This window comes from Streptomyces sp. NRRL WC-3742, from assembly GCF_000720635.1.
In the GTDB taxonomy this organism is placed as follows: Bacteria; Actinomycetota; Actinomycetes; order Streptomycetales; family Streptomycetaceae; genus Kitasatospora.
In genome coordinates, this window is sequence record NZ_JOCF01000059.1 from 1 (window position 1) to 24677 (window position 24677).

Annotated in this window: 24 protein-coding genes and 2 tRNA genes; 19 read left to right on the forward strand and 7 right to left on the reverse strand. The window is 73.6% G+C overall.

Annotation, left to right across the window (positions count from 1 at the left end):
• Positions 1 to 918, forward strand: a 918-nt coding sequence (locus IH61_RS0128390; RefSeq protein WP_051838191.1) for an MFS transporter, incomplete at its 5' end; no start/stop codon positions are given.
• 8 nt (positions 919 to 926) lie between these two features.
• Here IH61_RS0128390 and IH61_RS0128395 read toward each other — a convergent pair.
• Complete coding sequence (locus IH61_RS0128395; protein WP_031074935.1) at positions 927 to 1523, reverse strand: flavodoxin family protein; 597 nt, start codon at positions 1521 to 1523, stop codon at positions 927 to 929.
• Between the two features lie 135 nt (positions 1524 to 1658).
• Here IH61_RS0128395 and IH61_RS0128400 point away from each other — a divergent pair, with 135 nt between their 5' ends.
• The 5 genes from IH61_RS0128400 to IH61_RS0128420 all read left to right on the forward strand — a co-directional run bounded on the left by IH61_RS0128400 (position 1659) and on the right by IH61_RS0128420 (position 5482).
• Entirely contained in the window at positions 1659 to 2120 is a 462-nt protein-coding gene (locus IH61_RS0128400; protein WP_037973476.1) for a winged helix-turn-helix transcriptional regulator, read from the forward strand.
• Between the two features lie 81 nt (positions 2121 to 2201).
• Positions 2202 to 2277 (forward strand) — tRNA-Thr (locus IH61_RS0128405).
• Between the two features lie 150 nt (positions 2278 to 2427).
• Positions 2428 to 3096 carry a response regulator transcription factor gene (locus IH61_RS0128410; protein ID WP_031074939.1) on the forward strand — a complete coding sequence of 223 codons (669 nt, stop codon included), beginning with the start codon at positions 2428 to 2430 and terminating at the stop codon, positions 3094 to 3096.
• Between the two features lie 208 nt (positions 3097 to 3304).
• The gene (galE, locus tag IH61_RS0128415; protein WP_031074942.1) at positions 3305 to 4267 is read left to right on the forward strand and encodes a UDP-glucose 4-epimerase GalE; all 963 of its coding nucleotides are present in this window, start codon (positions 3305 to 3307) and stop codon (positions 4265 to 4267) included.
• Positions 4268 to 4483: 216 nt separating this feature from the next.
• Positions 4484 to 5482 carry a LuxR C-terminal-related transcriptional regulator gene (locus IH61_RS0128420; RefSeq protein WP_037973477.1) on the forward strand — a complete coding sequence of 333 codons (999 nt, stop codon included), beginning with the start codon at positions 4484 to 4486 and terminating at the stop codon, positions 5480 to 5482.
• A gap of 75 nt (positions 5483 to 5557) precedes the next feature.
• Here the strand turns inward: IH61_RS0128420 and IH61_RS0128425 are convergent, their stop codons facing one another.
• A complete protein-coding gene (locus IH61_RS0128425) occupies positions 5558 to 6055 on the reverse strand; it encodes a MarR family winged helix-turn-helix transcriptional regulator (protein WP_031074948.1) in 498 nt (165 codons plus the stop codon).
• Positions 6056 to 6166: 111 nt separating this feature from the next.
• Here IH61_RS0128425 and IH61_RS0128430 point away from each other — a divergent pair, with 111 nt between their 5' ends.
• On the forward strand, positions 6167 to 6958 hold the full coding sequence (locus tag IH61_RS0128430) for a methyltransferase domain-containing protein (RefSeq protein WP_031074951.1): 792 nt from the start codon (positions 6167 to 6169) through the stop codon (positions 6956 to 6958).
• Positions 6959 to 6971: 13 nt separating this feature from the next.
• Here IH61_RS0128430 and IH61_RS0128435 read toward each other — a convergent pair whose 3' ends face one another.
• Both IH61_RS0128435 and IH61_RS0128440 read right to left on the reverse strand, forming a co-directional pair.
• Complete coding sequence (locus IH61_RS0128435) at positions 6972 to 7574, reverse strand: TetR/AcrR family transcriptional regulator (RefSeq protein WP_030259955.1); 603 nt, start codon at positions 7572 to 7574, stop codon at positions 6972 to 6974.
• 197 nt (positions 7575 to 7771) lie between these two features.
• Entirely contained in the window at positions 7772 to 8821 is a 1050-nt protein-coding gene (locus tag IH61_RS0128440; RefSeq protein WP_107057252.1) for an acyl-CoA desaturase, read from the reverse strand.
• Positions 8822 to 9102: 281 nt separating this feature from the next.
• Between IH61_RS0128440 and IH61_RS0128445 the strand changes: the two genes are divergently transcribed.
• The 8 genes from IH61_RS0128445 (at position 9103) to IH61_RS0128480 (ending at position 15518) form a co-directional block, all read left to right on the forward strand.
• Positions 9103 to 9173, forward strand: a tRNA-Gln gene (locus IH61_RS0128445).
• A 154-nt stretch (positions 9174 to 9327) separates the two neighbouring features.
• Positions 9328 to 10779, forward strand: a complete 1452-nt coding sequence (glmU, locus tag IH61_RS0128450) for a bifunctional UDP-N-acetylglucosamine diphosphorylase/glucosamine-1-phosphate N-acetyltransferase GlmU (RefSeq protein WP_031074956.1) — start codon at positions 9328 to 9330, stop codon at positions 10777 to 10779.
• Positions 10780 to 10982: 203 nt separating this feature from the next.
• The gene (locus IH61_RS0128455) at positions 10983 to 11960 is read left to right on the forward strand and encodes a ribose-phosphate diphosphokinase (RefSeq protein WP_031074957.1); all 978 of its coding nucleotides are present in this window, start codon (positions 10983 to 10985) and stop codon (positions 11958 to 11960) included.
• A gap of 280 nt (positions 11961 to 12240) precedes the next feature.
• A complete protein-coding gene (locus tag IH61_RS0128460; protein ID WP_031074959.1) occupies positions 12241 to 12825 on the forward strand; it encodes a 50S ribosomal protein L25/general stress protein Ctc in 585 nt (194 codons plus the stop codon).
• A 129-nt stretch (positions 12826 to 12954) separates the two neighbouring features.
• Positions 12955 to 13533: an aminoacyl-tRNA hydrolase gene (gene pth, locus IH61_RS0128465; RefSeq protein ID WP_031074961.1), complete on the forward strand. Its 579-nt coding sequence runs from the start codon at positions 12955 to 12957 to the stop codon at positions 13531 to 13533.
• Between the two features lie 171 nt (positions 13534 to 13704).
• A complete protein-coding gene (locus IH61_RS0128470) occupies positions 13705 to 14010 on the forward strand; it encodes a hypothetical protein (protein ID WP_031074962.1) in 306 nt (101 codons plus the stop codon).
• Between the two features lie 106 nt (positions 14011 to 14116).
• Positions 14117 to 14641 carry a SigE family RNA polymerase sigma factor gene (locus IH61_RS0128475; protein ID WP_051838193.1) on the forward strand — a complete coding sequence of 175 codons (525 nt, stop codon included), beginning with the start codon at positions 14117 to 14119 and terminating at the stop codon, positions 14639 to 14641.
• Positions 14631 to 15518, forward strand: a complete 888-nt coding sequence (locus tag IH61_RS0128480) for a hypothetical protein (protein ID WP_031074966.1) — start codon at positions 14631 to 14633, stop codon at positions 15516 to 15518. The genes IH61_RS0128475 and IH61_RS0128480 overlap by 11 nt, the downstream gene beginning before the upstream one ends.
• Before the next feature lie 65 nt (positions 15519 to 15583).
• Here the strand turns inward: IH61_RS0128480 and ppc are convergent, their stop codons facing one another.
• Positions 15584 to 18397, reverse strand: coding sequence for a phosphoenolpyruvate carboxylase (gene ppc, locus IH61_RS0128485; protein WP_031074968.1), 2814 nt, complete (start codon positions 18395 to 18397; stop codon positions 15584 to 15586).
• Positions 18398 to 18657: 260 nt separating this feature from the next.
• Between ppc and IH61_RS0128490 the strand changes: the two genes are divergently transcribed.
• The gene (locus IH61_RS0128490; RefSeq protein WP_031074970.1) at positions 18658 to 19932 is read left to right on the forward strand and encodes a sensor histidine kinase; all 1275 of its coding nucleotides are present in this window, start codon (positions 18658 to 18660) and stop codon (positions 19930 to 19932) included.
• Positions 19933 to 19958: 26 nt separating this feature from the next.
• Here the strand turns inward: IH61_RS0128490 and IH61_RS0128495 are convergent, their stop codons facing one another.
• The gene (locus IH61_RS0128495; protein WP_078911459.1) at positions 19959 to 20507 is read right to left on the reverse strand and encodes an SUKH-3 domain-containing protein; all 549 of its coding nucleotides are present in this window, start codon (positions 20505 to 20507) and stop codon (positions 19959 to 19961) included.
• 66 nt (positions 20508 to 20573) lie between these two features.
• A complete protein-coding gene (locus IH61_RS0128500) occupies positions 20574 to 21035 on the reverse strand; it encodes a YwqJ-related putative deaminase (RefSeq protein WP_051838195.1) in 462 nt (153 codons plus the stop codon).
• A gap of 288 nt (positions 21036 to 21323) precedes the next feature.
• Here IH61_RS0128500 and IH61_RS0128505 point away from each other — a divergent pair, with 288 nt between their 5' ends.
• Genes IH61_RS0128505 through IH61_RS0128515 form a run of 3 tightly spaced genes read left to right on the forward strand, consistent with a single transcriptional unit; the run spans position 21324 to position 24665 of the window.
• On the forward strand, positions 21324 to 22472 hold the full coding sequence (locus tag IH61_RS0128505; RefSeq protein ID WP_078911460.1) for a Gfo/Idh/MocA family protein: 1149 nt from the start codon (positions 21324 to 21326) through the stop codon (positions 22470 to 22472).
• A complete protein-coding gene (locus IH61_RS0128510; RefSeq protein ID WP_031074978.1) occupies positions 22469 to 23611 on the forward strand; it encodes a DegT/DnrJ/EryC1/StrS family aminotransferase in 1143 nt (380 codons plus the stop codon). Before IH61_RS0128505 ends, IH61_RS0128510 begins: the two co-directional genes overlap by 4 nt.
• A 52-nt stretch (positions 23612 to 23663) precedes the next feature.
• Complete coding sequence (locus tag IH61_RS0128515; protein WP_031074980.1) at positions 23664 to 24665, forward strand: SMI1/KNR4 family protein; 1002 nt, start codon at positions 23664 to 23666, stop codon at positions 24663 to 24665.
• The last annotated feature ends 12 nt before the right edge of the window (positions 24666 to 24677 follow it).

Sequence of the window (24677 nt, forward strand, 5' to 3'; positions counted from 1 at the left end):
GCGCTGTTGGTGGCGGAGAACGCGCCGGCGGGGCGGCGGGGGCGGTACGGGGGGTTCCTGCAGTTGGGGCCGACGCTGGGGTTCGTGTTGGCGAACGGGGTGTTCCTGGTGCTGCAACTCGGTTTGAGTGAGCGGGCGTTCAGGGACTGGGGGTGGCGGGTGCCGTTCGTCGCCTCGCTCGCACTGGTGGCGGTGGGGCTGTTCGTGCGGTTGCGGCTGGAGGAGTCGCCGTTGTTCCGCGGGGAGGAGTGCGCCCGAAAGGTGAGGCTGCCGCTGGCGGAGGTGCTGCGGGAGCACTGGCGGCGGGTGCTGGCGGGCTGCGGGGTGATCACCGTGGGGTACGCGCTGTTCTACCTGACGACCACCTTCGCCCTGGCGTACGCGTCCACCGGTCTGGGGCTGGGGAGCACGCTGGTGCTGTCGGTGCTGCTGGTGGGCGCGCTGGGCATGGGCGGCACGGTGTGGCTGAGCGCCTCGCGCAGTGACCGGTGGGGGCGGCGGCGGACGCTGGGGTGGGCGACGGCGCTGGCGGGGTCGTGGTCGCTGGTGCTGTTCCCGCTGCTGGAGAGCGGGCGCAGGCCGTTGGTGTTCGCCGCGCTGGTCGGGGCGATGCTGGTGCTGGGGGCGATGTTCGGGCCGGTGGCGGCGTTCCTGCCGGAGCTGTTCCCGACGCGGGTGCGCTACACGGGCGCGGCGCTGACGTACAACCTGGGTGGTGTGGTGGGCGGGGCGACGACACCGCTGGTGGCGACCAGGCTGACGGAGGCGTACGGGACGGCGCAGCCGGTGGGCTGGTACCTGGCGGGGCTGGGCGTGGTGGCGCTGGCCTGTCTGCGGCTGCTGCCGGAGACGGGCGGTACGGAACTGGCGAAGGCAGGCCGCCGGGCGCCCGCGTTCAACGCGGACCCGGCGGCCTGAACCACGGATCAGGCGGAGAGGGCGGCCCGGCCGGCGAGGAGGACGGCGGTGTGGCGGGCGACGCGCTCGCCGAGGTGCTCGGCGGTGGCGATGTCGGCCTTGTGGACGGCCTCCGGGCCGGCGTCGGCCGGGGAGGAGGCGGCGGCGCCGTTGGAGAAGCCGAGGCGGTTGAGGTCGTCCTCGCTGGCGGTGGTGGCGTTCCAGCCGGGCTTGAGGCCGAGGTTGACCCAGCTCATGCCGTGCTGGGCGGCGAGGGTCTGGAAGTAGCCGAGGGTGCCGGACTTGTCGCCGCTCTTGGAGGCGGAGTTGGTGAAGCCGGCGGCGACCTTGTCCTTCCAGGTGTCGGTGAACCAGCGCTTGCTGGTGGCCTCGGCGAAGACGTGGAAGGCGCCGGAGGCGGTGCCCATATAGGTGGGGGAGCCGAAGACGATCGCGTCGGCGGCGTCGAGCTGGGCCCACTGCTCCTCGGTGATGGTGTCGACGGCGATCGACACGACCTCGGCCCCGCCGGAGGCGGCACCGCGGGCGACGGCCTCGGCGAGGACGGCGGTGTGGCCGTAGCCGGAGTGGTAGGCGAGGGCGACGGTCGGGCGGACGGCGGTCATGCGGGACTCCTGGCGATGAGGAACGGCGAAGGACGGACGCGGGGAGCGAGCCCCGCCTCGACGGTCTCCAATATAGACCAGGTCTCCATCGGTAACCAAGGGTGGATCGGAGACCGGAGGGCTACGCTGGACGGCATGACGACGGCGCAAGCCGCCCGGGCCGCGACGACCGGCCGGGGCGAGACGAGGGAGACCGGGGAGCCGGTGCTCGAACAGGCGGTGCTCGAGCACGACGTGTTCGCCCAGCTCTGCCCCAGCCGCGCGATGTTCGCCGAGCTGGCCGACAAGTGGTCGATGCTGATCCTGATGAGCCTGGTCGCCTGCGGCCCGCAGCGGTTCTCCGAACTGCAGCGCGGGGTCGGCGGGGTCAGCCGCAAGATGCTCACCCAGTCGCTGCGCACCCTGGAGCGCAGTGGCCTGGTGCGGCGCACGGTCTTCCCGGAGACGCCGCCGCGGGTGGTCTACGACCTGCTGCCGCTCGGCCGCGAGCTGGCCGAGCTGCTCGGGCCGCTGGGCCGCTGGACGGAGCTGCGCACCGGGCAGATGCTCGCCGCCCGTGAGGAGTTCGACGCCGCGCACGCCCCGGAGGCGGAGTAGGGCCGGGATCGATTTCCCTTCCGGCCGGGCGGCCGTGTAATGTCTTCCTTGTTCGACCGGCCCGGCGGAAACGCCCGGCAAGCCCCTATAGCTCAGTCGGTAGAGCGTCTCCATGGTAAGGAGAAGGTCTGCGGTTCGATTCCGCATGGGGGCTCCACACGAAGACCCCCGCCTCACGGCGGGGGTCTTCGGCATTCCCCGGCGAGGTCTGGCAGGTCGGGTACGGAATGCGCTGTGATGGTGCGTCATCGGCCGCCCGCCCGCCCGTGGGGCGCGGGCTCGGGCCGGGGCCCGACCTGGAGGCGTCATGGGCGTTCGACTCGTGGTGGTCGACGACCACCGGCTGTTGGCGGAGGCGTTGGCGACCGCGCTGCAACTGCGCGGCCACCGGGTGCTGGCGGTCGGCACCCCGGCCGCGACCGCGGCCGACCTGGTGGTCGGGCGCCGGCCCGAGGTGTGCCTGCTGGGCGTGGCGGCGCCGGGGGAGCCGGGGGCCTTCGACGGGCTGCGCCGGATCCGCCGCGAGCGCCCCGAGGTGGCGGTGATCGTGCTCGGCCCGGTGGGCGAACTGCGCGGCGTGGCAGGGGCGTTCGCGGCGGGCGCGGCGGGTTACGTGCCCAGCGACGAGCGGATCGAGGTGGTCGAGCGGGCGATCGGACGGGCCCGCGCGGGCGAGGCCGCCGTCGCCGTGGACGTGCTGCGCGGGGCCTTCGACCAGTTGCTTCGTCCGGCCGTCGAGCCGGACGACGAGGCCGTGCGGCTGCTGCGGCTGCTGACCCGCCGTGAGGTGCAGGTGCTGGCCCGGATCGCGGACGGCGAGGACACCGCGGCGATCGCCGCCGGGATGCGGATCGCCGCGAGCACCGCCCGTACCCATGTGCAGCGGGTGCTGATGAAGCTCGGCGCGCGCACGAGGCTGGAGGCGGCCGCGGTGGCGGCGCGCACGGGTCTGCTGGAGCGGATGTCCGGGAGCTGAGGGCCGGGAGCTGAGATCCGCTAGCCGGGATCCGCCCGCCGAGAACCGCGAGCCGAGATCCGCCCGCCGAGAACCGCGAGCCGATGCCCGGGGCCGCGCACGTGGTCCGGAGTACTCCGGCGGACAGGGAGAATGGCCCCAGTCGTTCGCACTTCTTCGACGGCGCCGCCGAAGGGGCGGGTCGTCGTCGCGCGCTGGAGGTCTTGACATGAGTAAGTACCTGGTCACGGGTGGCGCCGGCTACGTCGGCAGTGTGGTGGCCGCCCACCTGCTGGAGGCGGGTCACCAGGTGACCGTCCTGGACGACCTCTCCACCGGGTTCCGCGAGGGCGTCCCGGCGGGTGCCGAGTTCGTCGAGGGGCGCATCCAGGAGGCCGGCAAGGTGCTGGACGGCTCCTTCGAGGGCGTGCTGCACTTCGCCGCCTCCTCGCAGGTCGGCGAGTCGGTCGTGGACCCGGAGAAGTACTGGCGCAACAACGTGGCCGGCTCCCTGGAGCTGATCAGCGCGATGCGCGAGGCCGGCGTGCGCAAGCTGGTGTTCTCCTCCACTGCCGCCACCTACGGCGAGCCGGAGGTCGTGCCGATCGCCGAGACCGCCCGCACCGCGCCGACCAACACCTACGGCGCCACCAAGCTCGCCGTGGACCACCTGATCACCAGCGAGGCCGTCGCCCACGGCCTGGCCGCCGTCTCCCTGCGCTACTTCAACGTGGCCGGCGCGTACGGCGCCTACGGCGAGCGGCACGACCCCGAGTCGCACCTGATCCCGCTGGTCTTCCAGGCCGCGCTGGGTCAGCGCCCGCACATCGCGGTGTACGGCGACGACTACCCGACCCCGGACGGCACCTGCATCCGCGACTACATCCACGTCGCCGACCTCGCCGACGCCCACCTGCTGGCGCTGGACGCGGCCAAGCCGGGCGAGCACCTGATCTGCAACCTGGGCAACGGCAGCGGCTTCTCGGTGCGCGAGGTGATCGAGTCGGTCAAGCGTGTCACCGGCCGCGAGATCCCGGTGCAGGTCGCCGCCCGCCGCACCGGCGACCCGGCGGTGCTGGTCGCCTCCGCCGCCCGCGCCCACGAGGCCCTCGGCTGGACGCCGCGTCGCCCGAACCTGGACGACATCGTGGCCGACGCCTGGAAGTTCACCCTGGAGAAGAACGGTCGGTGATCCGGCCGCCGGGGGCGCCGCTTCCCATCCGGGAGCGGTGCCCCCGGTGTTTCCCGGGACGGTCAACACCGTTCACCTGCGCACCTCCTGACGAAACTTCACCAAACCGCCACGAGCGCCCTTTCCGGCCCGTACGCTGTTTGCGGCACCTGTGGGGGCGGGTGCCCTTCGGCCGGAACGGCCGGCTCGGACGGTCTGAGCAGGGGGGAACTGAGGATGGGGCGGATTCGGGTCCTGGTGGTGGACGACCACCGGATCTTCGCCGAGGCACTGGCCGCGTCACTGGCCGCCGAGCCCGACGTGGAGGTGGGCGCGGCCGGCAGCGCCGCCGCCGCCGAGCGGGCCCTGGAGCGGGCCGCCGGCGAGGGGCGGGCCTACGACGTGATGCTGGTCGACGCCGATCTCGGCTCCCAGGGCGCCGCCCCGGCGCTGCCGCCCTCCTCCGGCCCGGCCGTCGCACCGGGCCAGCCCGGCCAGGCGGGCGTGCGGCGGCGCCCTGCCCCGGCGGTGCCGCAGCCGCGCCGCCCGGCCGCCCCGCCCGGGTGCGCCCCGCCGGCCGGCGGGCACCCGGGGGACGCGCCGCGCGCCCAGCCGTCCCGCCCGGAGGCGCACCGGCCCGACCAGCTGAGGCCCGACCAGCCGAGGCCCGACCACCGGCCCGACCAGCTCAGGCCCGCGCCCCCGGCGCCGGACGGCATCACCCTGCTCGGCCGGCTGCGCCGCGCCCACCCGGGGCTGCGCGCCGTGGTGCTGGCCGCCGCCGACGACCCGCACCGGGCCGCCCGCGCCCTGCACGCCGGGGCCACCGGCTGGGTGGCGAAGGAGAGTTCACTGGCCAGGCTGCTCGCCGTGGTCCGGGGCGTGCTGCGGGACGAGACGCACCTGCCGCCCGCCCTGCTGACCGGGGTGATCCGCGAGCTGACCACCGCCCGGCGCGACCGCACCGAGAGCGAGCGGCTGGTGGACACCCTGACCCCGCGCGAGAAGCAGATCCTGCGCTGCATGGTCGCGGGGTTGGGCCGCCAGGCCGTCGCCGAGCGGCTCTACCTGTCGCCGCACACCGTCCGCACCCACATGCAGAACGTGCTGGGCAAGCTGGGCGTGCACTCCACGCTGGCCGCCGTCGCGGTCGCCCGCCGGGCCGGGGTCAGCCCGGCCGAGCCGGCCGCGCCCGCGCCGACGCAGCCGGTGGCGAGCAGCTCCGAGCGCGGCTGAGAGCACGGCCCGAGAGCGCGGCCGAGAACGGGGTAGCCGAACGAAGCAGCCGAACGGGGCAGCCGAACGGCCGTGTCAGCCCGGGAAGTTGTCGAACGGCGCGACCAGCAGCCGCAGCAGGGCCGCGAGTTCGCCCTGCTGGCCCGAGGTGAGCTGGGCGAGCAGCTCGCGCTCGTGGACGAGCAGCCCGGCGAGGGCCTGGTCGGCGCGGTCGCGGCCGTCGTCGGTGAGGCGGACGAGGACGCCGCGCCGGTCGTCCGGGTCGGGCAGCCGCTTGACGAGGCCCTTGCCGGTGAGGCGGTCGATCCGGTTGGTCATGGTGCCGGAGGTGACCAGGGTCTGGGTGAGCAGCTGGCCGGGGGAGAGCTGGTACGGGGAGCCGGCCCGCCGCAGGGCGGTCAGGACGTCGAACTCCCAGGGCTCGAGGCCGTGCTCGGCGAAGGCGGTGCGGCGGGCGCGGTCGAGGTGCCGGGCGAGCCGGCTGACCCGGCTGAGCACCTCCAGCGGCTCCACGTCGAGGTCGGGGCGCTCCCGGCGCCATGCTGCGACCAGCCTGTCGACCTCGTCCTCCATGACGATCAGTGTATCGGTGGATGTGTCGATGTGAAGTCTCTTGACATCGAGAAATGTGCCAGCAAGGCTACATATGGATATCTTGATATCGAGATACATGAGAGGTGCGCCGTGACCACCCCCGTCTGGGACCCCGCTCAGTACCTGCGCTTCGCCGACGAACGCAACCGTCCGCTGCGCGAACTGCTCGCCCGCGTCCCCGCCCTTCCGCACCCCGGCGCCGAGGTGGTCCTCGACATCGGCTGCGGCCCCGGCAACTCCACCGCCGCCCTGCGCGAGCGCTGGCCCGACGCCCACCTCACCGGCGTCGACTCCTCCGCCCCCATGCTCGCCACCGCCCGGGCCGAGGGCGAGCCCCGCGCCGAGTACCTGCTCGCCGACGCCCGCGACTACGACCCGGCCCCGGCCGCGCCCGACCTGGTCTTCTCCAACGCCCTCCTCCAGTGGGTGGACGGGCACCTGGCCGTGCTGACGCGCTGGGCCGACGCGCTGCGCCCCGGCGGGGTCGTCGCCTTCCAGGTGCCGGGCAACTTCGAGGCCCCCAGCCACACCCTGCTCGCCGACCTGCGCCGCAGCGCCCGCTGGCGCGACGCGGTCGGGGAGGAGGCCGTACGCGCCGGGGTCCACCGGCCCGAGCGCTACCTCGACGTCCTGGCCGGCGCCGGCTGCCTGGCCGACGTCTGGGAGACCACCTACAGCACCCTGCTCCCGGGGGAGGACCCCGTCCTGGAGTGGGTCAAGGGCTCCGCGCTGCGCCCCGTCCTCACCCGGCTCACCGACCCGGCCGACCGGGCCGCCTTCCTCGCCGAGTACGGGCGGCTGCTGCGCGAGGCGTACCCGGCCGGGGAGCACGGCACGGTGTTCCCGTTCCGGCGGATCTTCGCCGTGGGGACCAAGGGCTGACGCGGCCCCGTGCTCACCCCTTGCGGTCGCCGACCAGCCTCGGGTGCCGCTCCAGGCCCTCCAGCCCGTGCCAGGCCAGGTTCACCAGGTGCGCCGCCACCGTCGCCTTGTCCGGCTTGCGGACCTCCAGCCACCACTGGCCGGTCAGGGCGACCATCCCGACGAGCATCTGCGAGTACATCGGGGCCAGTCGCGCGTCGAAGCCCCGGGACTTGAACTCCAGGCCGAGGATGTCCTCGACCTGGGTGGCGATGTCGCTGATCAGCGAGGCGAAGGTGCCGGTCGACTGGGCCACCGGCGAGTCGCGGACGAGGATGCGGAAGCCGTCCGTCGAGGTGTCGATGTAGTCCATCAGCGCGAAGGCCGCCTGCTCCAGCAGCTCCCGGGAGTGCCCGCCGGTCAGCGCCCCGGTGACCATGTCCAGCAGCAGCTGCATCTCGCGGTCCACGACGACCGCGTACAGCCCCTCCTTGCCGCCGAAGTGCTCGTACACCACCGGCTTCGACACCCCGGCGCGCTCGGCGATCTCCTCCACCGAGGTGCCGTCGTAGCCGCGCTCCGCGAAGACCGTCCGGCCGATCTCCAGCAGTTGCTCGCGGCGCTGCTTGCCCGTCATCCGGACCCGCCCGCCGCGCCGGCGCGGGGCCGCGGCCCCGCCCCGCTCCGTACCCCCGTCGACGGCCCCCGTCGGTGCAGCGGCGCGCGGACGGGCGGGCGCCGCATCGGGCGCCGCGTCCGTCCGCGTGCTGTGGTGACCGCCTGTGCTGTCTGCGCTGCTCCCGTTCACCCCTACATCATGCTGGAAGCGCCGCCTCATGCGGCGCGGCGGGCGGCGATCCGCTGCGCGTCCGGCCAACGGACGTCCCGGACCCAGCCGGCCAGCTCGAACCAGCGGATCAGCCGGGCCGAGGAGTCGATCTGCCCGCGCAGCACCCCGTGCCGGGCGGCGGTCGGGTCGGCGTGGTGCAGGTTGTGCCAGGACTCGCCGCAGGACAGGACTGCGAGCCACCAGACGTTGCCGGAGCGGTCCCGGGAGCGGAAGGGGCGCCGGCCGACGGCGTGGCAGATCGAGTTGATCGACCAGGTGACGTGGTGCAGCAGCGCCACGCGCACCAGCGAGCCCCAGAAGAAGGCGGACAGCGCGCCCTGCCAGGAGAGCGTCACCAGGCCGCCGACCAGCGCGGGCAGCAGCAGGGAGATGAGCGTCCAGAGCCAGAACATCCGGGAGATCCGCCTCATGGCCGGGTCCTGGACGAGGTCGGGGGCGTACTTGAGCTGCGGGGTCTGCTCCTCGTCGAACATCCAGCCCATGTGGGCCCACCACAGGCCCTTCATCAGCGCCGGGACGGACTCGCCGTAGCGCCAGGGGGAGTGCGGGTCGCCGTCCTTGTCGCTGAAGCGGTGGTGGCGGCGGTGGTCGGCGACCCAGCGCACCAGCGGGCCCTCGACGGCCAGGCTGCCGGCGATGGCCAGGGCCAGGCGCATCGGGCGGTTCGCCTTGAAGGCGCCGTGGGTGAAGTAGCGGTGGTACCCGACGGTGACCCCGTGGCAGGTGAGGAAGTACATGGCGACGGTGATCGTCACGTCCGTCCAGCCGAGCCCCCAGCCCCAGGCCACCGGGGCGGCGGCCACCAGGGCGGCGAAGGGCACGAGGATGAACAGCACGAGCGCGAGCCGCTCGGCGAAGCCCTGGCTCTCCCCGCCGCGGGTGGCGGACAGCTGGGTGGCGTCGGCGGCGTCGGCGTCGAACACGGTGTCGGTGTCGGCGTCGGAATCGGCGGCGGAGTCGTCGGTGGAGGGATCGGGGGAGGGGGTGGGGAGCGCGGGGGTTCCCGCGCGCGCCTCGCCGGCCTGGATGGTCATGGGCGTCCCTTTGCGGCGTCCCGGAACGGGAGAGGAGCGGAAGCTACGTTCGCGTAACCTACGGCATCGTAGGTTGCGCTCCGTGGTCGTGGGAACACACCGCCGCGCGGCGCTTGAGTGAATTCACCCGACTGGATGGATGAACCGCCGTGTCGGTTCGGCGCCGCGAGGTCCGCGCCGGATCGGGCGGGACGGTTGGCGGCGGGTGGTAGATGTGAGGCCCGTCAAGCCGTACTCTTGGGCGAGCGCGCCGCCGGGAGTGACTGAGGGCGGCTGTGCGGTCCCGGATCGTCTAAGGGCAGGACAGCTGGTTTTGGTCCAGCTTATGGGGGTTCGAATCCTCCTCCGGGAGCACTCCGAACGGCCACGGGCGGGAATCCGCACGTCGAGGGCCCGGCGTTCGAGCCGGCTGCCTCGCACTATCCTCGAATGGCCAGGGCATCTGTGCGGATTCGCACCTCAGGCCGATCCGCCCTCGCTGTGAACCGATTGAGGAGCCTCCCCGCATGGCCAAGTCGCTTGCCGCCGTTGTCGTGCTCGCCGCCGGTGGCGGGACCCGGATGAAGTCCAACAAGCTGCCCAAGGTGTTGCACGAGGTGTGCGGGCGCTCGTTGGTGGGTCATGCCGTCTCGGCCGCCGGGGAGCTGAGCCCCGGTCAGCTGGTCGTGGTCGTCGGGCACCAGCGCGAGCAGGTCGAGGCGCACCTGGCCGCGCACCACCCGCAGGTGCGCGCGGTGGTGCAGGAGGAGCAGAAGGGCACCGGCCACGCCGTCCGTACGGCGCTGGAGGCGCTCGCCGGGGACGGCGTCGTGCTGGACGGCACGGTGATCGTCACCGCCGGGGACTCCCCGCTGCTCACCGGCGACACCCTGCGCCGGCTGGCCCGGGCGCACGAGGCGCAGGACAACGGCGTCACCGTGCTGACCGCCGTCGTCCCCGACCCCTTCGGGTACGGACGCATCCTGCGGGACGAGGACGGCACGGTCGCCGCGATCGTCGAGGAGCGCGACGCCAGCGACACCCAGCGGGCGATCACCGAGATCAACTCCGGCGTCTTCGCCTTCGACGCCAAGCTGCTCGCCGAGGCGCTGGCCGAGCTGACCACGGACAACTCCCAGGGCGAGGAGTACCTGACCGACACCCTGGAGATCCTGCGCAAGGCCGGCCACCGGGTCGGCGCCGTCGTCGCCGAGGACCACCGCGACATCCTGGGCATCAACGACCGGGTCCAGCTCGCCCAGGCCCGCCGGCTGCTGAACGACCGGCTGCTGGAGCAGGCGATGCGCGCGGGCGTCACCGTGGTGGACCCGGCGAGCACCTGGCTGGACGTCCAGGTGACGTACGAGCCCGACGCCGTCGTCCTGCCCAACACCCAGCTGCAGGGCGCGACCCACCTGGGCGAGGGCTGCGAGGTGGGCCCGAACTCCACCCTGACCGACACCCTGGTCGGCGCCGGCGCCCGCGTGAGCAACACCACGGCGGTCAGCGCCGAGATCGGCGAGCTGGCGGTCACCGGCCCGTACGCCTACCTGCGGCCGGGCGCGAAGCTGGCCCGCAAGGCGAAGGTCGGCACCTACGTCGAGGTGAAGAACTCCGAGCTGGGCGAGGGTTCCAAGGTGCCGCACCTCTCCTACATCGGCGACGCCACCATCGGCGAGGGCACCAACGTCGGCGCGGCCTCGGTCACCGTCAACTACGACGGCATCAACAAGCACCGCACGGTCATCGGCGCCCACTGCCGGACGGGCTCGGACAACATGTTCATCGCACCGGTCACGATCGGTGACGGCGCCTACACCGCGGCCGGCTCGGTCATCACCAACGACGTGCAGCCGGGCGCGCTCGGCGTGAGCCGGGCGCAGCAGCGCAACATCGAGGGCTGGGTGGAGCGCAAGCGCCCCGGGACCGCATCGGCGCAGGCCGCGAAGGCTGCGAAGGACGGGGCCGAGGAAGCCTGACGGGGCGGTCGGTTCGCCGAGGGAAGGTCCCGGGGCGGACGGTTTCCGCACGGGCGCGTAACCTTGGGGACATACGTGCGCCACTGGGCCTCACGGCCCGTGTCCAGGCGTACGGCAATTCCCCGATCCCTTGTTGCGCGCGGGCTTCGCCTGCCCGGAGCGGGCGGACGGGTTCAGCGTCCGCAACGCGAGGAGACGGTGCAGTGAGCGGGATCACGACGTCGGGTGAGAAGAAGCTGAAGCTCTTCTCCGGCCGTGCCCACCCGGAACTGGCGACGGAGGTGGCTGCGGCGCTGGGAACCGAACTGGTCCCGACCAAGGCCCTGGACTTCGCCAACGGCGAGATCTACGTCCGCTTCCTGGAGTCGGCGCGCGGTGCGGACTGCTTCGTGATGCAGAGCCACACGGCTCCCATCAACCAGTGGATCATGGAACAGCTGATCATGATCGATGCTCTGAAGCGGGCCTCCGCCCGGAGCATCACCGCGATCCTGCCGTTCTACGGGTACGCCCGCCAGGACAAGAAGCACCTGGGCCGCGAGCCCATCTCCGCCCGGCTGGTCGCCGACCTGCTGCGCCAGGCCGGCGCCGACCGCCTGATGGCCGTCGACCTGCACACCGCGCAGATCCAGGGCTTCTTCGACGGCCCGGTGGACCACCTGTTCGCGCTGCCGCTGCTGGCCGACTACATCGGCGGGAAGGTCGACCGCGACAAGCTCACCGTCGTCTCGCCGGACGCCGGCCGCGTCAAGGTGGCCGACCAGTGGTGCGACCGCCTGGACGCGCCGCTGGCGATCATCCACAAGCGCCGCGACATGACGCAGGCCAACACCATCCTGTCGGCCGACGTGGTCGGTGACGTCAAGGGCCGCGTCTGCGTCCTCGTCGACGACATGATCGACACCGCCGGCACGATCTGCGCCGCGGCCGACGCCCTGTTCGACAACGGCGCGGCCGACGTCCTCGTGGCGGCCACCCACGGCGTGCTCTCCGGCCCGGCCGCGGACCGCCTGAAGAACTCGCGGGTGAGCGAGTTCGTGTTCACCAACACGCTGCCCACCCCGGCCTCGCTGCAGCTGGACAAGATCACCACCCTCTCCATCGCCCCGTCGATCGCGGCCGCGATCCGCGAGGTGTTCGAGGAGGGTTCGGTCACGAGCCTCTTCGAGGGCGTGCACTGACGAAGCTCCGCCGTGGCGGCCCCGGTCCCTTCGGGGGCCGGGGCCGCCGCCGATTTCGCGTCAGCGCACCGGTGAGGTTAGACTCGTGAAACTGCTCGGCGAGGGATGCCGTGTGCCCGCTCTACGGGCGCCCGCTCCGTGATCGACGCGCTGCCGGTGCCGGATTCCCGTCCGCCGGCAGAGGTCGTTGCCGCCGAGTGACCCCCGAACGTACTGAGGGTGTGGTCCCGGCGGTTTTTCGTTGCCTGCACCCCCGCGCCATTTCACGAGGAGTGCAGTCGTGTCCGAGATCCGCATCGCCGCCGAGACCCGTTCCGAGTTCGGCAAGGGTGCCGCCCGTCGCGCCCGTCGCGCCGGCTTCGTCCCCGGTGTCGTCTACGGCCACGGCCACGCCCCGGTTCACCTGAACCTGCCCGGCCACGACCTGATGATGGCCCTGAAGACCCCGAACGCCCTGCTGGTCGTTCCGATCGAGGGCAAGGACGAGTACGTCCTGCCGAAGGCCGTCCAGCGCGAGGCCATCAAGCGCACCATCGAGCACGTCGACCTGCTGCTGGTCAAGCGCGGCGAGAAGGTCACCGTCGAGATCCCGGTCCACACCGAGGGCGAGCTGGCCCCCGGCGGCAACCTGCTGGAGCACGTCCTGCAGGCCCTGCCGGTCGAGGCCGAGGCCACCCACCTGCCCGAGGCCGTCACCGTGTCCGTCGAGGGCCTGGAGGCCGGTGCCTCGGTGCTCGCCAAGGACATCGCCCTGCCGGCCGGCACCACCCTGGCCGTCGAGGCCGACACCGTCGTGCTGCAGGTCATCGCCGCCCAGGCCGCCCCGGCCGAGGAGGCCGCCGAGGCCGAGGGCACCGAAGCCTGAGCTTCGCCCCGTAGCTGAGATCGACGGCTGACGCACAGCCGAGACCGCTGCCCCGGTCGCTCCCGCTGGAGCGTCCGGGGCAGCGGTGCGTCCGGGATGATGACCGCGAGCGCGAAGGAGAGGACCGAGATGGCGGACGAGTACGAGGGCCCCTGGCTGGTGGTGGGGCTGGGCAACCCGGGCGAGCAGTACGCCCGGAACCGGCACAACATCGGCTTCATGGTGGTCGACCTGCTGGCGCAGCGCATGGGCGCGAAGTTCAAGGCGCACAAGAGCCGGGCGCAGGTGGCCGAAGGGCGGCTGGAGGGCCGGCGGGTGGTGCTGGCCAAGCCCCAGTCGTTCATGAACCTGTCCGGCGGCCCGGTGACGGCGCTGCGGGACTTCTACAAGGCGCCCGCCTCGGCACTGATCGCCGTCCACGACGAGCTGGACATCGACTACGCGGCGCTGCGGCTCAAGCTCGGCGGCGGGGACAACGGGCACAACGGGCTCAAGTCGATCACCAAGTCGCTGGGCCCGGACTACTACCGGGTGCGCTGCGGGATCGGCCGCCCGCCGGGGCGGATGGACGTCGCGGACTTCGTGCTCAAGGACTTCTCCTCGACGGAGCGCAAGGAGCTGGACTGGTTCGTGGACCGCTCCGCCGACGCCGTGGAGGCGCTGCTGTCCGAGGGCCTGGAGCGGGCGCAGGGGACCTACAACTCCTGACCGCCGGCGCCTGACGTGTCGTCATGTGCACGGTGTGGCGGGTACGCAACAGTCGTACAACGCTTGCCGGTCCAAACCTGAATCCATGTGAGAACCCTGTGCGGGATCGGATACCGTCGCCCTGGTACGCGAACGAGTCCTGGGGAGTTCTCGATGCGGAGATTGCGTCCGGTGCGTCTGCTCCGGCGGCGCCGGGTGGTCCGGCTGGTGAAGCTCGGACGGCGGGTCGGCACGGTCGGCGCGCTGGGGGCGGCGGGGGTGCTGCTGTCGAGCGGTGCGTTGGCGCACGCCGACGCGGCCGCCGAGCCCGAGCCCGCGGCCACCCCCGAGCCTGCGGCGGCGCAGTTCGCCCCGCTCCTCGGCGACTCGGTCGGCCCGGATGCGGGCCTGTTCGCGGTCGGCGGGGGCCTGCTGGTCTCGGCCGGAGGCGCGGCCCTGTGGCTCAAGCGCCGCCGCGCGGGCGAGGCCGACGAGTAGGCGTACGCGGGTTCTTCGGGGCCGGTGTCCACGGGAGACGTGGGCACCGGCCCTTTTTTCCTCTCTCCGTGTCATCCGTTTTCCAGGGGCGGGGCGTCCAGGGGGTATGAAGCGCGAATCGGTACGTCAGGGGGACGGCGCCGGGGGTGATCCCTTCGACGAGTTCGTCGCGGCGAGGTACCAGGCCCTGCTGCGCGGGGCCTACCTGATCACGGGTGACGTCCACGACGCCCGTGACCTCCTCCACGACGCCCTGGCCCGGGTGTACCCGAAGCGTTCCGCGATCCGCGACCCGCAGGCGGCCGAGGGGTACGTGCGGACCACGATGGTCCGTGCGCATGTCTCGCGCTGGCGGCGGACCAGGCGGGAGGTGCTGACCTCCGAACTCCCGGACGCCCCGGGCGAACCGGTGGCCGTCGAGGACGAGCAGCTGGCCGCCGCCCTGCGGGCGCTGCCGGGGCGCCAGCGGGCCGCGGTGGTGCTGCGGTACTACCTGGACCTCCCGGTCGTGAAGGTGGCCGAGGAACTGGGCTGTTCCCTGCCGACGGCCAAGACCCACCTCGCCCGGGCGATGAAGTCGCTTCGCCAGGACCTTGCCGGTGAGAGGGAGTTGATGGGCCATGTCGGCTGAACGGCGGGACACGTTCGAGGAGCAGTTGGTCGTCAGGCTCGGCGTGAGGGCGGAGTCGGTGGGCGGCAGCGCGCCGCTGGCGGCGCTGCGGGAGGCCGGACGGCGGCGGGCGCGGCGGCAGTTGGCGGTGCGCGGGGTGGCCTCGGTGGTGCTGCTGGCGGCCGGGGTGGGGGCGCTGGGGCAGCTCGGCGGCGGCTCGGGCGGGGCGCCGCCGGCGGCCGGGACGTCGACGGGGGCGCCGACGGGGGCGCCGTCCGCCACGATGCCCTGGCGGGCGGCGGGGCCCGTGAACGGCTGCCAGGCGGGGCCGAGTTCGCTGCGGACCCCGGGGTGGTACGTGCCGCCGGGGGCTGGGCGGACGGCCGGGAACGAGCCGCTGGGGGCTCAGCAGAACATGCCGGGCATGGCCCCGGAGTCGGTGATGGCGACCCGCACGGACAGCTGGTTCCCGTTCGACCCGGCGCTCGACCAGGCGGCCCGGGCCGTCGCGGACCTGGGAGTCGGCAAGTACCGGGACCAGTTCTTCGGGATGTGCGTCGACACCGCCACCAAGACGCTCTACGTGATGCGCAAGCAGGGGGCGTACGCCTTCGACAGTGCCGTGCGGGAGCGGGTCTTCTCGGGGAACGTCCGCTACGAGTTCCGGGACGCCGCCGAGAGTCGGGTCGTCCTGGACGCGCTGGGCGCCCGGATCACGGAGGAGGCCCGGTCCTACTGGCCGTCGAAGGGCGTGACGCTCATCGCCGTCGCGGTCTGCGGCGACGGAGCCGGGGTGCGGGTGGACGTCGGGCCGCAGGCCGATCTCGAGGCCGTGCGGGCGGCGGTCCTCGCCCGCTACGGCCCCCTGGTCGTCGAGGTCGTCCAGCGCCACGGGTGACCTCGACGGCGAAGCGCCGGTGATCCACGGGGGTGGTCACCGGCCCTTCGCCGTTCTCCGGGGCGTCAGCCGGTGTTGCGCAGGCCGGCGGCGATGCCGTTGACGGTGAGCAGCAGCGCGCGGGCGCGCAGCGGGTCCTCGTGGCGGCCGGTGGCGACCTCCTCGCGCTGGCGGCGCAGGAGGGCGACCTGGAGGTAGGAGATCGGGTCGAGGTAGGCGTCGCGGACGGTGAAGGTCTGCTTCAGCACCGGGTTGTGCTCGAGCAGTTCGCTCTCCCCGGTGAGGCGCAGGACCTCGCGCAGGGTGAGGTCGTGCTCGGCGACGATCTGGTCGAAGACGTGGTGCAGTTCGGCGGGCACCAGCTGCTCGACGTAGTGGCGGGCGATCCGCAGGTCGGTCTTGGCCAGCGTCATGGCGACGTTGGACAGGAAGTTCTGGAAGAAGTGCCACTGGCCGTACATCTCGTCCAGCACGGCGCCCAGGCCCGCCTCGCGGGCGGCGGCGAGGCCGGAGCCGACGCCGTACCAGCCGGGGACGATCTGGCGGGACTGCGTCCAGCCGAAGACCCACGGGATGGCCCGCAGGCCGTCCAGCCCGGCGCCGGAGTCGGGGCGGCGGGAGGGGCGCGAGCCCAGGTGCAGGGAGGCGAGCTGGTCGACCGGGGTGGCGGCGAAGAAGTACTTCGGCAGGTCGTCCTGCTCGACGAGGGCGCGGTAGGAGGTGTGGGCGGCCTCGGAGACCTGGTCCATCGCGGCGTCCCAGCGGGCCAGTTCCTCGGGGGCCTGGCGCGGGGCGGTGTGCAGCGCGGAGGCGGAGAGGGTGGCGGAGAGCGTCAGTTCCAGGTTCTCCCGGGCGAGGGAGGGGAGCAGGTACTTGTCGGAGATGACCTCGCCCTGCTCGGTGACCTTGATCTCGCCCTCCAGGGTGCCCCAGGGCTGGGCGAGGATCGCCTCGTGCGAGGGGCCGCCGCCGCGGCCGACGGTGCCGCCGCGGCCGTGGAAGAGGCGCAGGCGGATGCCGTAGCGGTGGGCGACGTCGCGCAGGCGGCGCTGGGCGCGGTGGATCTCCCACTGGGAGGTGGTGATGCCGCCGAACTTGGAGGAGTCGGAGTAGCCGAGCATGACCTCCTGGACGTCGCCGCGCAGCGAGACGAGCAGCCGGTAGGAGGGGTCGGAGAGCATCTCGTCGAGGATGCGGTCGGCCTGCTGGAGCTCGTCGGTGGTCTCCAGCAGCGGCACGATGCCGATCTTGGCGATCCCGGCGTGCAGGTCGATCAGGCCGGCCTCGCGGGCCAGGACGGTGGCGGCGAAGACGTCGTCGGCGCCCTGGCACATGGAGATGATGTAGCTCTCGACGATCTCGTCGCCGAAGCGCTTGAAGCCCTCGCGGATGGTGTTGAAGACGCCGAGGGTCTTGGTGCCGGCCTCGTCGAGCGGGGCCGGGGTGGGGGCGAGCGGGCGGCGCGAGCGCAGCTCCTTGGCGAGCAGGCGCTGGCGGTACTCGCGGGGCATGTCGGCGTAGCGCCACGCCTCTTCGCCGAGGCGGTCGAAGAGCTGGCCGAGGGCGTGGTGGTGGGCCTCGGCGTGCTCGCGCACGTCCATGGTGGCGAGCTGGAGGCCGAACGCCTCGATGGTGCGGATGGTGCGGGCCAGGCGGCCGTCGGCGATGAGCTCGCCGCGGTGGGAGCGCAGGGAGTCCTGGATGAGGCGCAGGTCGGTGATCAGCTCGCGGGTGCCGAGGTAGTCGCGGCCCTCGACGTGCGGGGTGCCGCCGGCCAGGCGCTCGCGGGTGTTCTCCAGCTTCAGGCGCACGCAGGTGGCCTTGAGGCGGTAGGGCTCCTCGGCGTTCATCCGCTTGTAGCGGGGGCTGAGTTCGGGGAGCCGGTGCAGGTCGTTGTTGAGCGAGGCGAGCAGTTCGACGGAGGCGCCGGCGAGCCGCTCGGAGGTGGAGAGGGTGTTGCGCAGGTCGTCGATCGCGGCGAGGGCGTCCTTGATGCCGTACTCGTGCTGGAGGTTGAGGACGTCCCAGGTGACCTGCGGGGTGACGTTGGGGTTGCCGTCGCGGTCGCCGCCGATCCAGGTGCCGAAGGTGAGCGGGCGTACGCCGTCGGGCAGGTTCAGGCCGACGCGGGCGAGCTCCTCGTGCAGCTCCTCGAGTACCTCGGGGACGGCCTCGCGGTAGAGCTCGTCCAGGTAGTAGACGGCGTTGCGGGCCTCGTCGGTGGGCTCGGGGCGGGCGATGCGCAGCTCGTCCGTCTGCCAGAGCAGGTCGATGACCTCGGCGAGGCGGCGGTCGGCGGAGCGGCGGGCGCTGCTGACGCGGGCCGGGTCGGCGGCGGCCAGGCCGGAGCTGATCTCCTGACGGTGGATGCGGTCGAGGAGTTCGCCGATCCTGCGCAGCTTGTTGAGGACGCTGCGGCGGGCGGCCTCGGTGGGGTGGGCGGTGAAGACCGGGCGGACCGCGAGGTGGGCCAGGGTGTCCTGGAGGTGCTTGGGGTCGGCCTCGGCGAGCTGGTCCGCGGTCTGGGCGAGCAGCGAGCCCTCGCGGGCGCGGCGGGTGGCGAGCTCGCGGCCGCGGTGCACCTGTTCGGTGACGTTGGCGAGGTGGAAGTAGGTGGAGAAGGCGCGCACCAGCTTGGCGGCGGTCTCCAGGTCGATGTCGGAGAGCAGTTCGGCGGTGGCCTCGCCGTCGGTGCGGCTGAGCAGGCGGACCTGTTCGACCAGGCCCAGCAGCTGGGGGCCCTCCTGACGGACCAGGGTCTCGCCGAGGAGGTCGCCGAGACGGCGGATGTCCGCGCGCAGGGCTGAGTTATCGGCTTCCGGGCCGGCGGCGACGACCGGAGTCGGGCTGTCCGCCGGGCTGGGGACCGGAGCGGTCACGGCTGGCTCCCTGTGGTGGTGGGGTTCGGCAACGGCTCATCGTCACAGGTCCACGCGCAGAGTGGCGGGTGTGACGCGTGCGGACCGCGCTGTCCGACGCGACCAGCATAGGTGTCGGGACGTGCGGTGTCCGCGAGGTGGCCGGATGCCGGACAGAGCTGCCGAAAGGCACCTGTGGTCTGGACCACTTGGTGCGGGGCGCGGGTGTGCCGGGCGAACCGGGTGGGGAGGGGGGAAGGTTGCACCTTAGTCTGTGAGGCATGAGCAAGTCGCCTGGGGAGCGCGCGCCGGTCACGTCGTTCTTGTGGTGGAAGCGGCCGCGCAGCGCCTTCCTGGACATCGGGCTGGCGGTGCTCGCCGCGCTCGAATGCGTGGTGAACGGCGTCAACTTCTTCGACAGCCGGGTGCACGTGTCGGGCGCGGCCTCGATCGGGATCGGGCTGGCGGGCGTGCTGGCCGGCGGCACGCTGGTGCTGCGGCGGCGCTGGCCGGCCGTACCGGTGCTGGTGACGTTGCTGCTGATGCCCGTCATGCTGAGCGTGACGCTGCTGGTGGTGGCGCTCTACACGCTGGCGGAGACCTGGGAGTGGCCCTCGACCCGGCGGCGGGTGGTGGGTCTGTCCGCGCTGGCCTTCGCCGAGTGCGTCCTCGTCATGCTGGTCTCGATGCTCCACCCCGGCGACGCGCAGGTGGAGCAGCCTCCGTTGTGGGGCCAGGTGCTGCTCTCGGTGCTGGTGTCGGTCGGGCTGACCGTCCCGTCGGTGGTCACGGGACTGTACGTGGGGGCGCGGCGGCGCCTGATCGAGTCGCTCCAGGACCGCGCGCACGGCCTGGAGGCGGAGCTGGACCTGCTGGCCGAGCAGGCGCGCGAACGGGCCCGCCGGGCCCGGCTGGAGGAGCGCACCCGGATCGCCCGGGAGATGCACGACGTGGTGGCCCACCGGGTGTCGCTGATGGTGGTGCACGCCGGGGCGCTGGAGCGGATCGCCGCCAAGGACCCGGAGAAGGCCGCGCAGAGCGCCAAGTTGATGGGCGAGGTCGGCCGGCAGGCGCTGAACGAGCTGCGCGAGATCCTCGGCGTGCTGCGGATGGACGACGAACGGGGCCAGCCCGAGCAGGACTCGCTGGCCGGGCTGCCCAGGCTGGTGGACCAGTCGCGGGCGGCCGGGATGGCGGTGACGCTGACCGTCAGCGGCAGCCGCCAGGAGTTCACCGGCGAGGCGGAGCAGACCGCGTACCGGGTCGTCCAGGAGGGGCTGACCAACGCGCACAAGCACGCGGGCGGCGCCCAGGTGTCCGTGCTGCTCGCGTACGCGCCGAACGGGGTGCGGGTGAGCGTGGTCAACGCCTGCCCGGGCGGGGAGAGGGGTGCGGCGCAGCTGCCCAGCGGCGGCAACGGGCTGGTCGGGATGCGGGAGCGGGTGATCGCGCTGGGCGGCACCTTCTCGTCCGGGCCCGAGGCGGACGGCGGGTTCCGGGTGGAGGCGGTGCTGCCGTCCCGGCTGGCCGTGCGGACGGACCGGCTCGGCACGTAGGCCCCGCAGTCCTCGGCGCTCCCTCTTCAGCCCTCCTCGGCGGTGAGCAGCCGCTGCGGGGCGGTGCCCAGGACCAGGGCGGTGATCGCCTGGTCGATGCCGTGGCCGAGGAACCACTCGCCGGTGTGGTCCAGGCTGTAGACGCGGCCCTCCTCGTCGATGGCCAGCAGCGCCTGCCCGTACGCCTCCTCGCCGAGCGGGGCGAGCTGGGTGCCCAGGGCCCGGCCGAGGTCGAGCAGGGTGCGCGGCTGGTGCAGCCCGCACAGCGGGTCGAGCAGGAACGGGGAACGGGCGACCTGGCGGCCGGGGCCGCCCAGGTCGAAGGCGAGGCCCCCGAACTCGGCCCAGACCTCCACCGCCGCCGGGAACACCGCGTGCTGCGCGCCCGTCGGGGCGCCGTGCCCGACCAGCGTGTCGGCCCACTCCTCGGCCTGCCGGATCTCCCAGCGCCCGGGGTGCCAGCCGGCCGTCTTCAGCTCGGCGGCGACCTCGGCGGGGAAGCGCGGGCGGGTCCGCCCGAGGGCGCCGGGTGCGAGGGTGGCCGGCGGCGGCGGTGGCGGGCTGGGCGGATTCAGGACTGGCTCCGGGGCTCGGGGACGGGGGCGCCGTGCGTGATGCTCTGGGCGGGGCGCGGGCGGCGGTCAGTGCGCGGGTGGGCCGACCGCGACGCTCCGTACGGTGAAGTGCTCCAGCATCGGCGCGCAGGAGCGGCAGGGCGGGGCGTGGGTGCCGTGCGCCGGGTCGCCCTCCTCGCGGATGCGCACGGTCGTCATCCGCGCGCCCTTGAGCGCCTTGCGCGCCTCGTGCAGCGTCATCGGCTTGCGGGCGGAGCGCTTGGAGCGCTTCCCGTCGACCGTGGTCAGGTACCGGGAGAGCAGGACGGCCTCCGGGCACCGGCCGGTGAACCGCTCGCGCGCGTCGACGGGCAGGGCGTCCAGGAACTCGCCGACCAGCGGGTGCAGGGCCGGTCGGCGGGCGTCCTTGTCGCCCGCCAGGGTGTGCACCTCGCCGTCCTTGAGCGAGAGCGCGGCGGCGACGGCGGGCAGCAGGCTGTCGCGGTGGTGGCGCAGCACGGGCGCGCCGTCCGGCTCACCGGTGGTCATCCGTCCTCCCCCTCCTCGCTCCTGCTCGTCCCTCGGCGGCCCGGCCGTTCGGCCCGGTCCCGGTTCTTCCGGTGCAAGCCTGTCAAACGGCACCGACAACCGCACAACCGGGGTTGCGGGGCGCGCGCCGTCCCACCGCGCGCTCACCCGATGCTGCCCGAATCCCCACATTCCCGTCAGGACTTGTCCGCCGATTTCCGGAAACCGATCCGGGCCGGGGCACCGGCCGGTAACGTTCCGGCACCGCGCCGGGCGGCGGCCGGCGCCATAGCTGAGAGGGCCTAGACGATGACGTCGCGGCAGTGGGCGGCCGAGGCCGCCAACCAGGCGCCCGGAGGCCATGTGCCCACCCCGGGCGCGCCGCCGGAACCCGTGCCCGAGCGGCCGGTCGGGCTGGCCGTGGTCGGGGCCGGCTACTGGGGTCCCAAGCTGGTGCGCAACGCGCAGCACACCCCGGCGCTGCGGCTGCACTGGCTCTGCGACCTGGACGGCGCCAAGGCCCGCACCGTGCTGGGGGAGTACAGCACCGTCGGCGCGACCGACGACTACCGGCGGGTGCTCGCCGACGAGCGGGTCGGCGCCGTCGCGGTGGCCACCCCGGCCGCCGGGCACTACCGGCTGGTGCGGGCCGCGCTGGAGGCCGGCAAGCACGTCCTGGTCGAGAAGCCGATCACCACCTCCGCCGCCGAGGCTTCCGAGCTCGTCGAACTGGCCGGGCGTTCGGGGCTGGTGCTGATGTGCGACCACACCTTCTGCTACACCCCGGTGGTGCGCCGCATCCGCGAACTGGTGCACGGCGGCGAGATCGGCGACGTGCAGTTCTTCGACTCGGTGCGGATCAACCTGGGCCTCGTCCAGCCGGACGTGGACGTGCTCTGGGACCTCGCCCCGCACGACCTGTCCATCCTCGACTTCGTGCTGCCGCCCGGCGTCGAACCCGTCGCCGTCTCCGCCCAGGGCGCCGACCCGATCGGCGCGGGCCGCGTCTGCGTGGCGTACCTGACGCTGCGGCTCAGCAACGGCGCGCTCGCCCACTGCCACGTCAACTGGCTCTCCCCGACGAAGGTGCGCACCACGCTGATCGGCGGCTCCCGGCGCACCCTCGTCTGGGACGACCTCAACCCGCAGGCCCGCCTCGCCGTGCACGACCGGGGCGTGGACCTCACCCCGCCCGACGAGCTGACCGACGCCATCCGGCACCGGGCGCTGATCTCCTACCGGGTCGGCGACATGGTCGCCCCCGCGCTGGTCGAGCAGGAGGCGCTGCGCAACGTCATGGCCGAGTTCGCCGCCGCCATCCTGGAGGGCAGGCCCCCGCTGACGGACGGCCGGGCGGGGCTGCGGGTGCTGCGGTTGCTGGAGGCCGCCTCGCTGAGCCTCGAACTCGGCGGCGCCACCGTGCCGGTGGGCTCCGACGAGCGGGAGGCGGTGCGGTGACCGGCTCCGTTCCGCTGGTCGACCTGGCCGCCGCGCACGCCGAGGTCGAGGCCGAGGTCCGGGCCGGCTTCGACCGGGTGCTCGCCAGCGGCGCGTACGTCAAGGGCCCCGAAGTGGCCGCCTTCGAGCGGGAGTACGCCGCGTTCACCGGCGTACGGCACTGCGTGGGCGCCGCCAACGGCACCGACGCCCTCGAACTCGCCCTGCGCGCCCTCGACCTGCCGCCCGGCGGCGGGGTGGTGCTGCCCGCCAACACCTTCGTCGCCACCGCCGAGGCCGTGCTGCGCGCCGGGCTGCGGCCCGTCCTCGTCGACGCCGACCCCGAGCACCTGCTGATCGACCCCGGCCGGGCCGCCGAGGCCCTGCCCGGCGCGGTGGCGCTGCTGCCCGTCCACCTGTACGGGCAACTCGCGCCGATGAGGGCGCTGCTGGAGATCGCGGACGGCCGGCCGGTGATCGAGGACGCCGCCCAGTCCCAGGGCGCCCGCCAGCACGGGCGCGGCGCGTACGGGCGGATCGCGGCCACCAGCTTCTACCCCGGCAAGAACCTCGGCGCCTACGGCGACGCCGGCGCGGTGCTCACCGACGAACCCGAACTGGCCGACGCCGTCCGCCGGATCGGCGACCACGGCACACGCGGCAAGTACGACCACGAGCGGTTCGGCTTCAACTCCCGGATGGACGCCCTGCAGGCCGTCGTCCTGCGGGCCAAGCTGCGCCGGCTGCCCGCCTGGAACGCCGCCCGCCGCGCCGCCGCCGACCGCTACGGCGCCCTGCTGGGCGCCCTCGCCGGGGCCGGCGCGCTCACCCTGCCGGGCACCGTTCCCGGCAACGAGCACGTCCGGCACCTCTACCCGGTACGGATCGCCCCCGGCCGGGACCGGGACGCCGTGCTCGCCGCCCTGCACGCCGCCGGCATCGGCGCCGGGGTGCACTACCCCGCCCCCGTCCACCTCCAGCCCGCGCTGCGTCACCTCGGCCACCGCGCCGGGGCGTTCCCCGTCGCGGAGCGGGCCGCCCGCGAACTGCTCAGCCTGCCGCTGCACCCCCACCTCACCGAGGCCCAGCAGACGCGGGTCGTGGAGGTACTGGGCCGGGCCCTGGGTGCGGAGGGGTACGCCGGCCGGGTGACCCCCTAGGCTGGTGCCCGGCAAGCGCACCAGAGGACGCAGCAGCAGTGGGGGCTCCCAGATGACGACAGGTCGGCCCGGCGTCGCCGTCGCACCGAACGCGGCGTACGCAGGTCAGGTGGTGCAGTTCCCGGACCCGGTCCGTGCGGAGCGGCACCCTGCCGGGGTCCGGGTGGACGAGTACGGCTACCCGGACTTCGGCCCGTACGCCGCCGCCGCGGCCGAGGTCGCCGACCCGCCCGAGGGCTTCGGCGTGGACGAGCTGCGGCTGACCGACTACGTCTCGGCCAACGCCGCGCTGTTCACCCAGGGCCACCCGCTCTGGGCCGACCAGGAGACCGCCGTCGCCACCCCGGCCGGCTGGACCTGGCACCACGTGGCCGGCCACTCGGCGCCCGGCTGGCGGCGGATGGAACTCGTCCCCGTCGAGGTGAAGGCCCTGCTGCGCCACCACGGCGGCCTGGCCACCTCCGGCGCCGACCACACCCGGCGCGGCACCCGCCCGCTCCAGGAGCGCCGGGCCGTCCACTTCTCGCTGGCCAAGGACGGCGGGGACCCGATCGGCGTCCCCGAGGACCTGGTGCAGCGCGCCGAGGAGCGCCTCGGCTACCGGCTGCCCGGCGCCTACCGCTCCTTCCTCAAGGTCGGCGGCGGCCGCACCCCGGTCGGGGTGGCGCTGGACACCGAACTGGGCATGCTGCTCGACCAGCCGTTCCTCACCCTCACCGAGGAGTACGGCACCGAGGACGTCGTGTACGCCAACAAGTGCCTGCGCGACCACCTCACCAAGGACTACCTGGGCATCGCCTACGCGCAGGGCGGCCTCGTCGCGCTCAAGGTGCGCGGCGAGGGGGCCGGCTCGGTCTGGTTCCACCTCTACGACGACGCCCGCGACACCGGCGCGCCGGAGAGCCCGGAGGAGCGCTGCGCCCGGCTGCTGCTGCCCTGCGGGGACGACTTCGACGCGTTCCTGCTGCGGCTGGCCGGCAGCCCGCCGGAGCTGGAGACGGTCGCGGAGCTGATGGTGGACGGCGGGTTCGCCCGGGCCGTCCCGATGGGCTGAGCGGGATCTGAC

Excerpts from the sequence above, each read along its gene's own strand:
- IH61_RS0128475 (WP_051838193.1), top strand. The coding sequence starts at position 14,117 with ATGAAGCGCGAATCGGTACGTCAGGGGGACGGCGCCGGGGGTGATCCC.
- IH61_RS0128425 (WP_031074948.1), bottom strand. The coding sequence starts at position 6,055 with ATGGAGGACGAGGTCGACAGGCTGGTCGCAGCATGGCGCCGGGAGCGC.
- IH61_RS0128435 (WP_030259955.1), bottom strand. The coding sequence starts at position 7,574 with ATGACGGGCAAGCAGCGCCGCGAGCAACTGCTGGAGATCGGCCGGACG.
- IH61_RS0128490 (WP_031074970.1), top strand. The coding sequence starts at position 18,658 with ATGAGCAAGTCGCCTGGGGAGCGCGCGCCGGTCACGTCGTTCTTGTGG.
- IH61_RS0128400 (WP_037973476.1), top strand. The coding sequence starts at position 1,659 with ATGACGACGGCGCAAGCCGCCCGGGCCGCGACGACCGGCCGGGGCGAG.
- IH61_RS0128480 (WP_031074966.1), top strand. The coding sequence starts at position 14,631 with ATGTCGGCTGAACGGCGGGACACGTTCGAGGAGCAGTTGGTCGTCAGG.
- IH61_RS0128515 (WP_031074980.1), top strand. The coding sequence starts at position 23,664 with ATGACGACAGGTCGGCCCGGCGTCGCCGTCGCACCGAACGCGGCGTAC.
- IH61_RS0128410 (WP_031074939.1), top strand. The coding sequence starts at position 2,428 with ATGGGCGTTCGACTCGTGGTGGTCGACGACCACCGGCTGTTGGCGGAG.
- IH61_RS0128420 (WP_037973477.1), top strand. The coding sequence starts at position 4,484 with ATGGGGCGGATTCGGGTCCTGGTGGTGGACGACCACCGGATCTTCGCC.
- IH61_RS0128440 (WP_107057252.1), bottom strand. The coding sequence starts at position 8,821 with ATGACCATCCAGGCCGGCGAGGCGCGCGCGGGAACCCCCGCGCTCCCC.
- IH61_RS0128395 (WP_031074935.1), bottom strand. The coding sequence starts at position 1,523 with ATGACCGCCGTCCGCCCGACCGTCGCCCTCGCCTACCACTCCGGCTAC.
- IH61_RS0128500 (WP_051838195.1), bottom strand. The coding sequence starts at position 21,035 with ATGACCACCGGTGAGCCGGACGGCGCGCCCGTGCTGCGCCACCACCGC.
- pth (WP_031074961.1), top strand. The coding sequence starts at position 12,955 with ATGGCGGACGAGTACGAGGGCCCCTGGCTGGTGGTGGGGCTGGGCAAC.
- glmU (WP_031074956.1), top strand. The coding sequence starts at position 9,328 with ATGGCCAAGTCGCTTGCCGCCGTTGTCGTGCTCGCCGCCGGTGGCGGG.
- IH61_RS0128505 (WP_078911460.1), top strand. The coding sequence starts at position 21,324 with ATGACGTCGCGGCAGTGGGCGGCCGAGGCCGCCAACCAGGCGCCCGGA.
- galE (WP_031074942.1), top strand. The coding sequence starts at position 3,305 with ATGAGTAAGTACCTGGTCACGGGTGGCGCCGGCTACGTCGGCAGTGTG.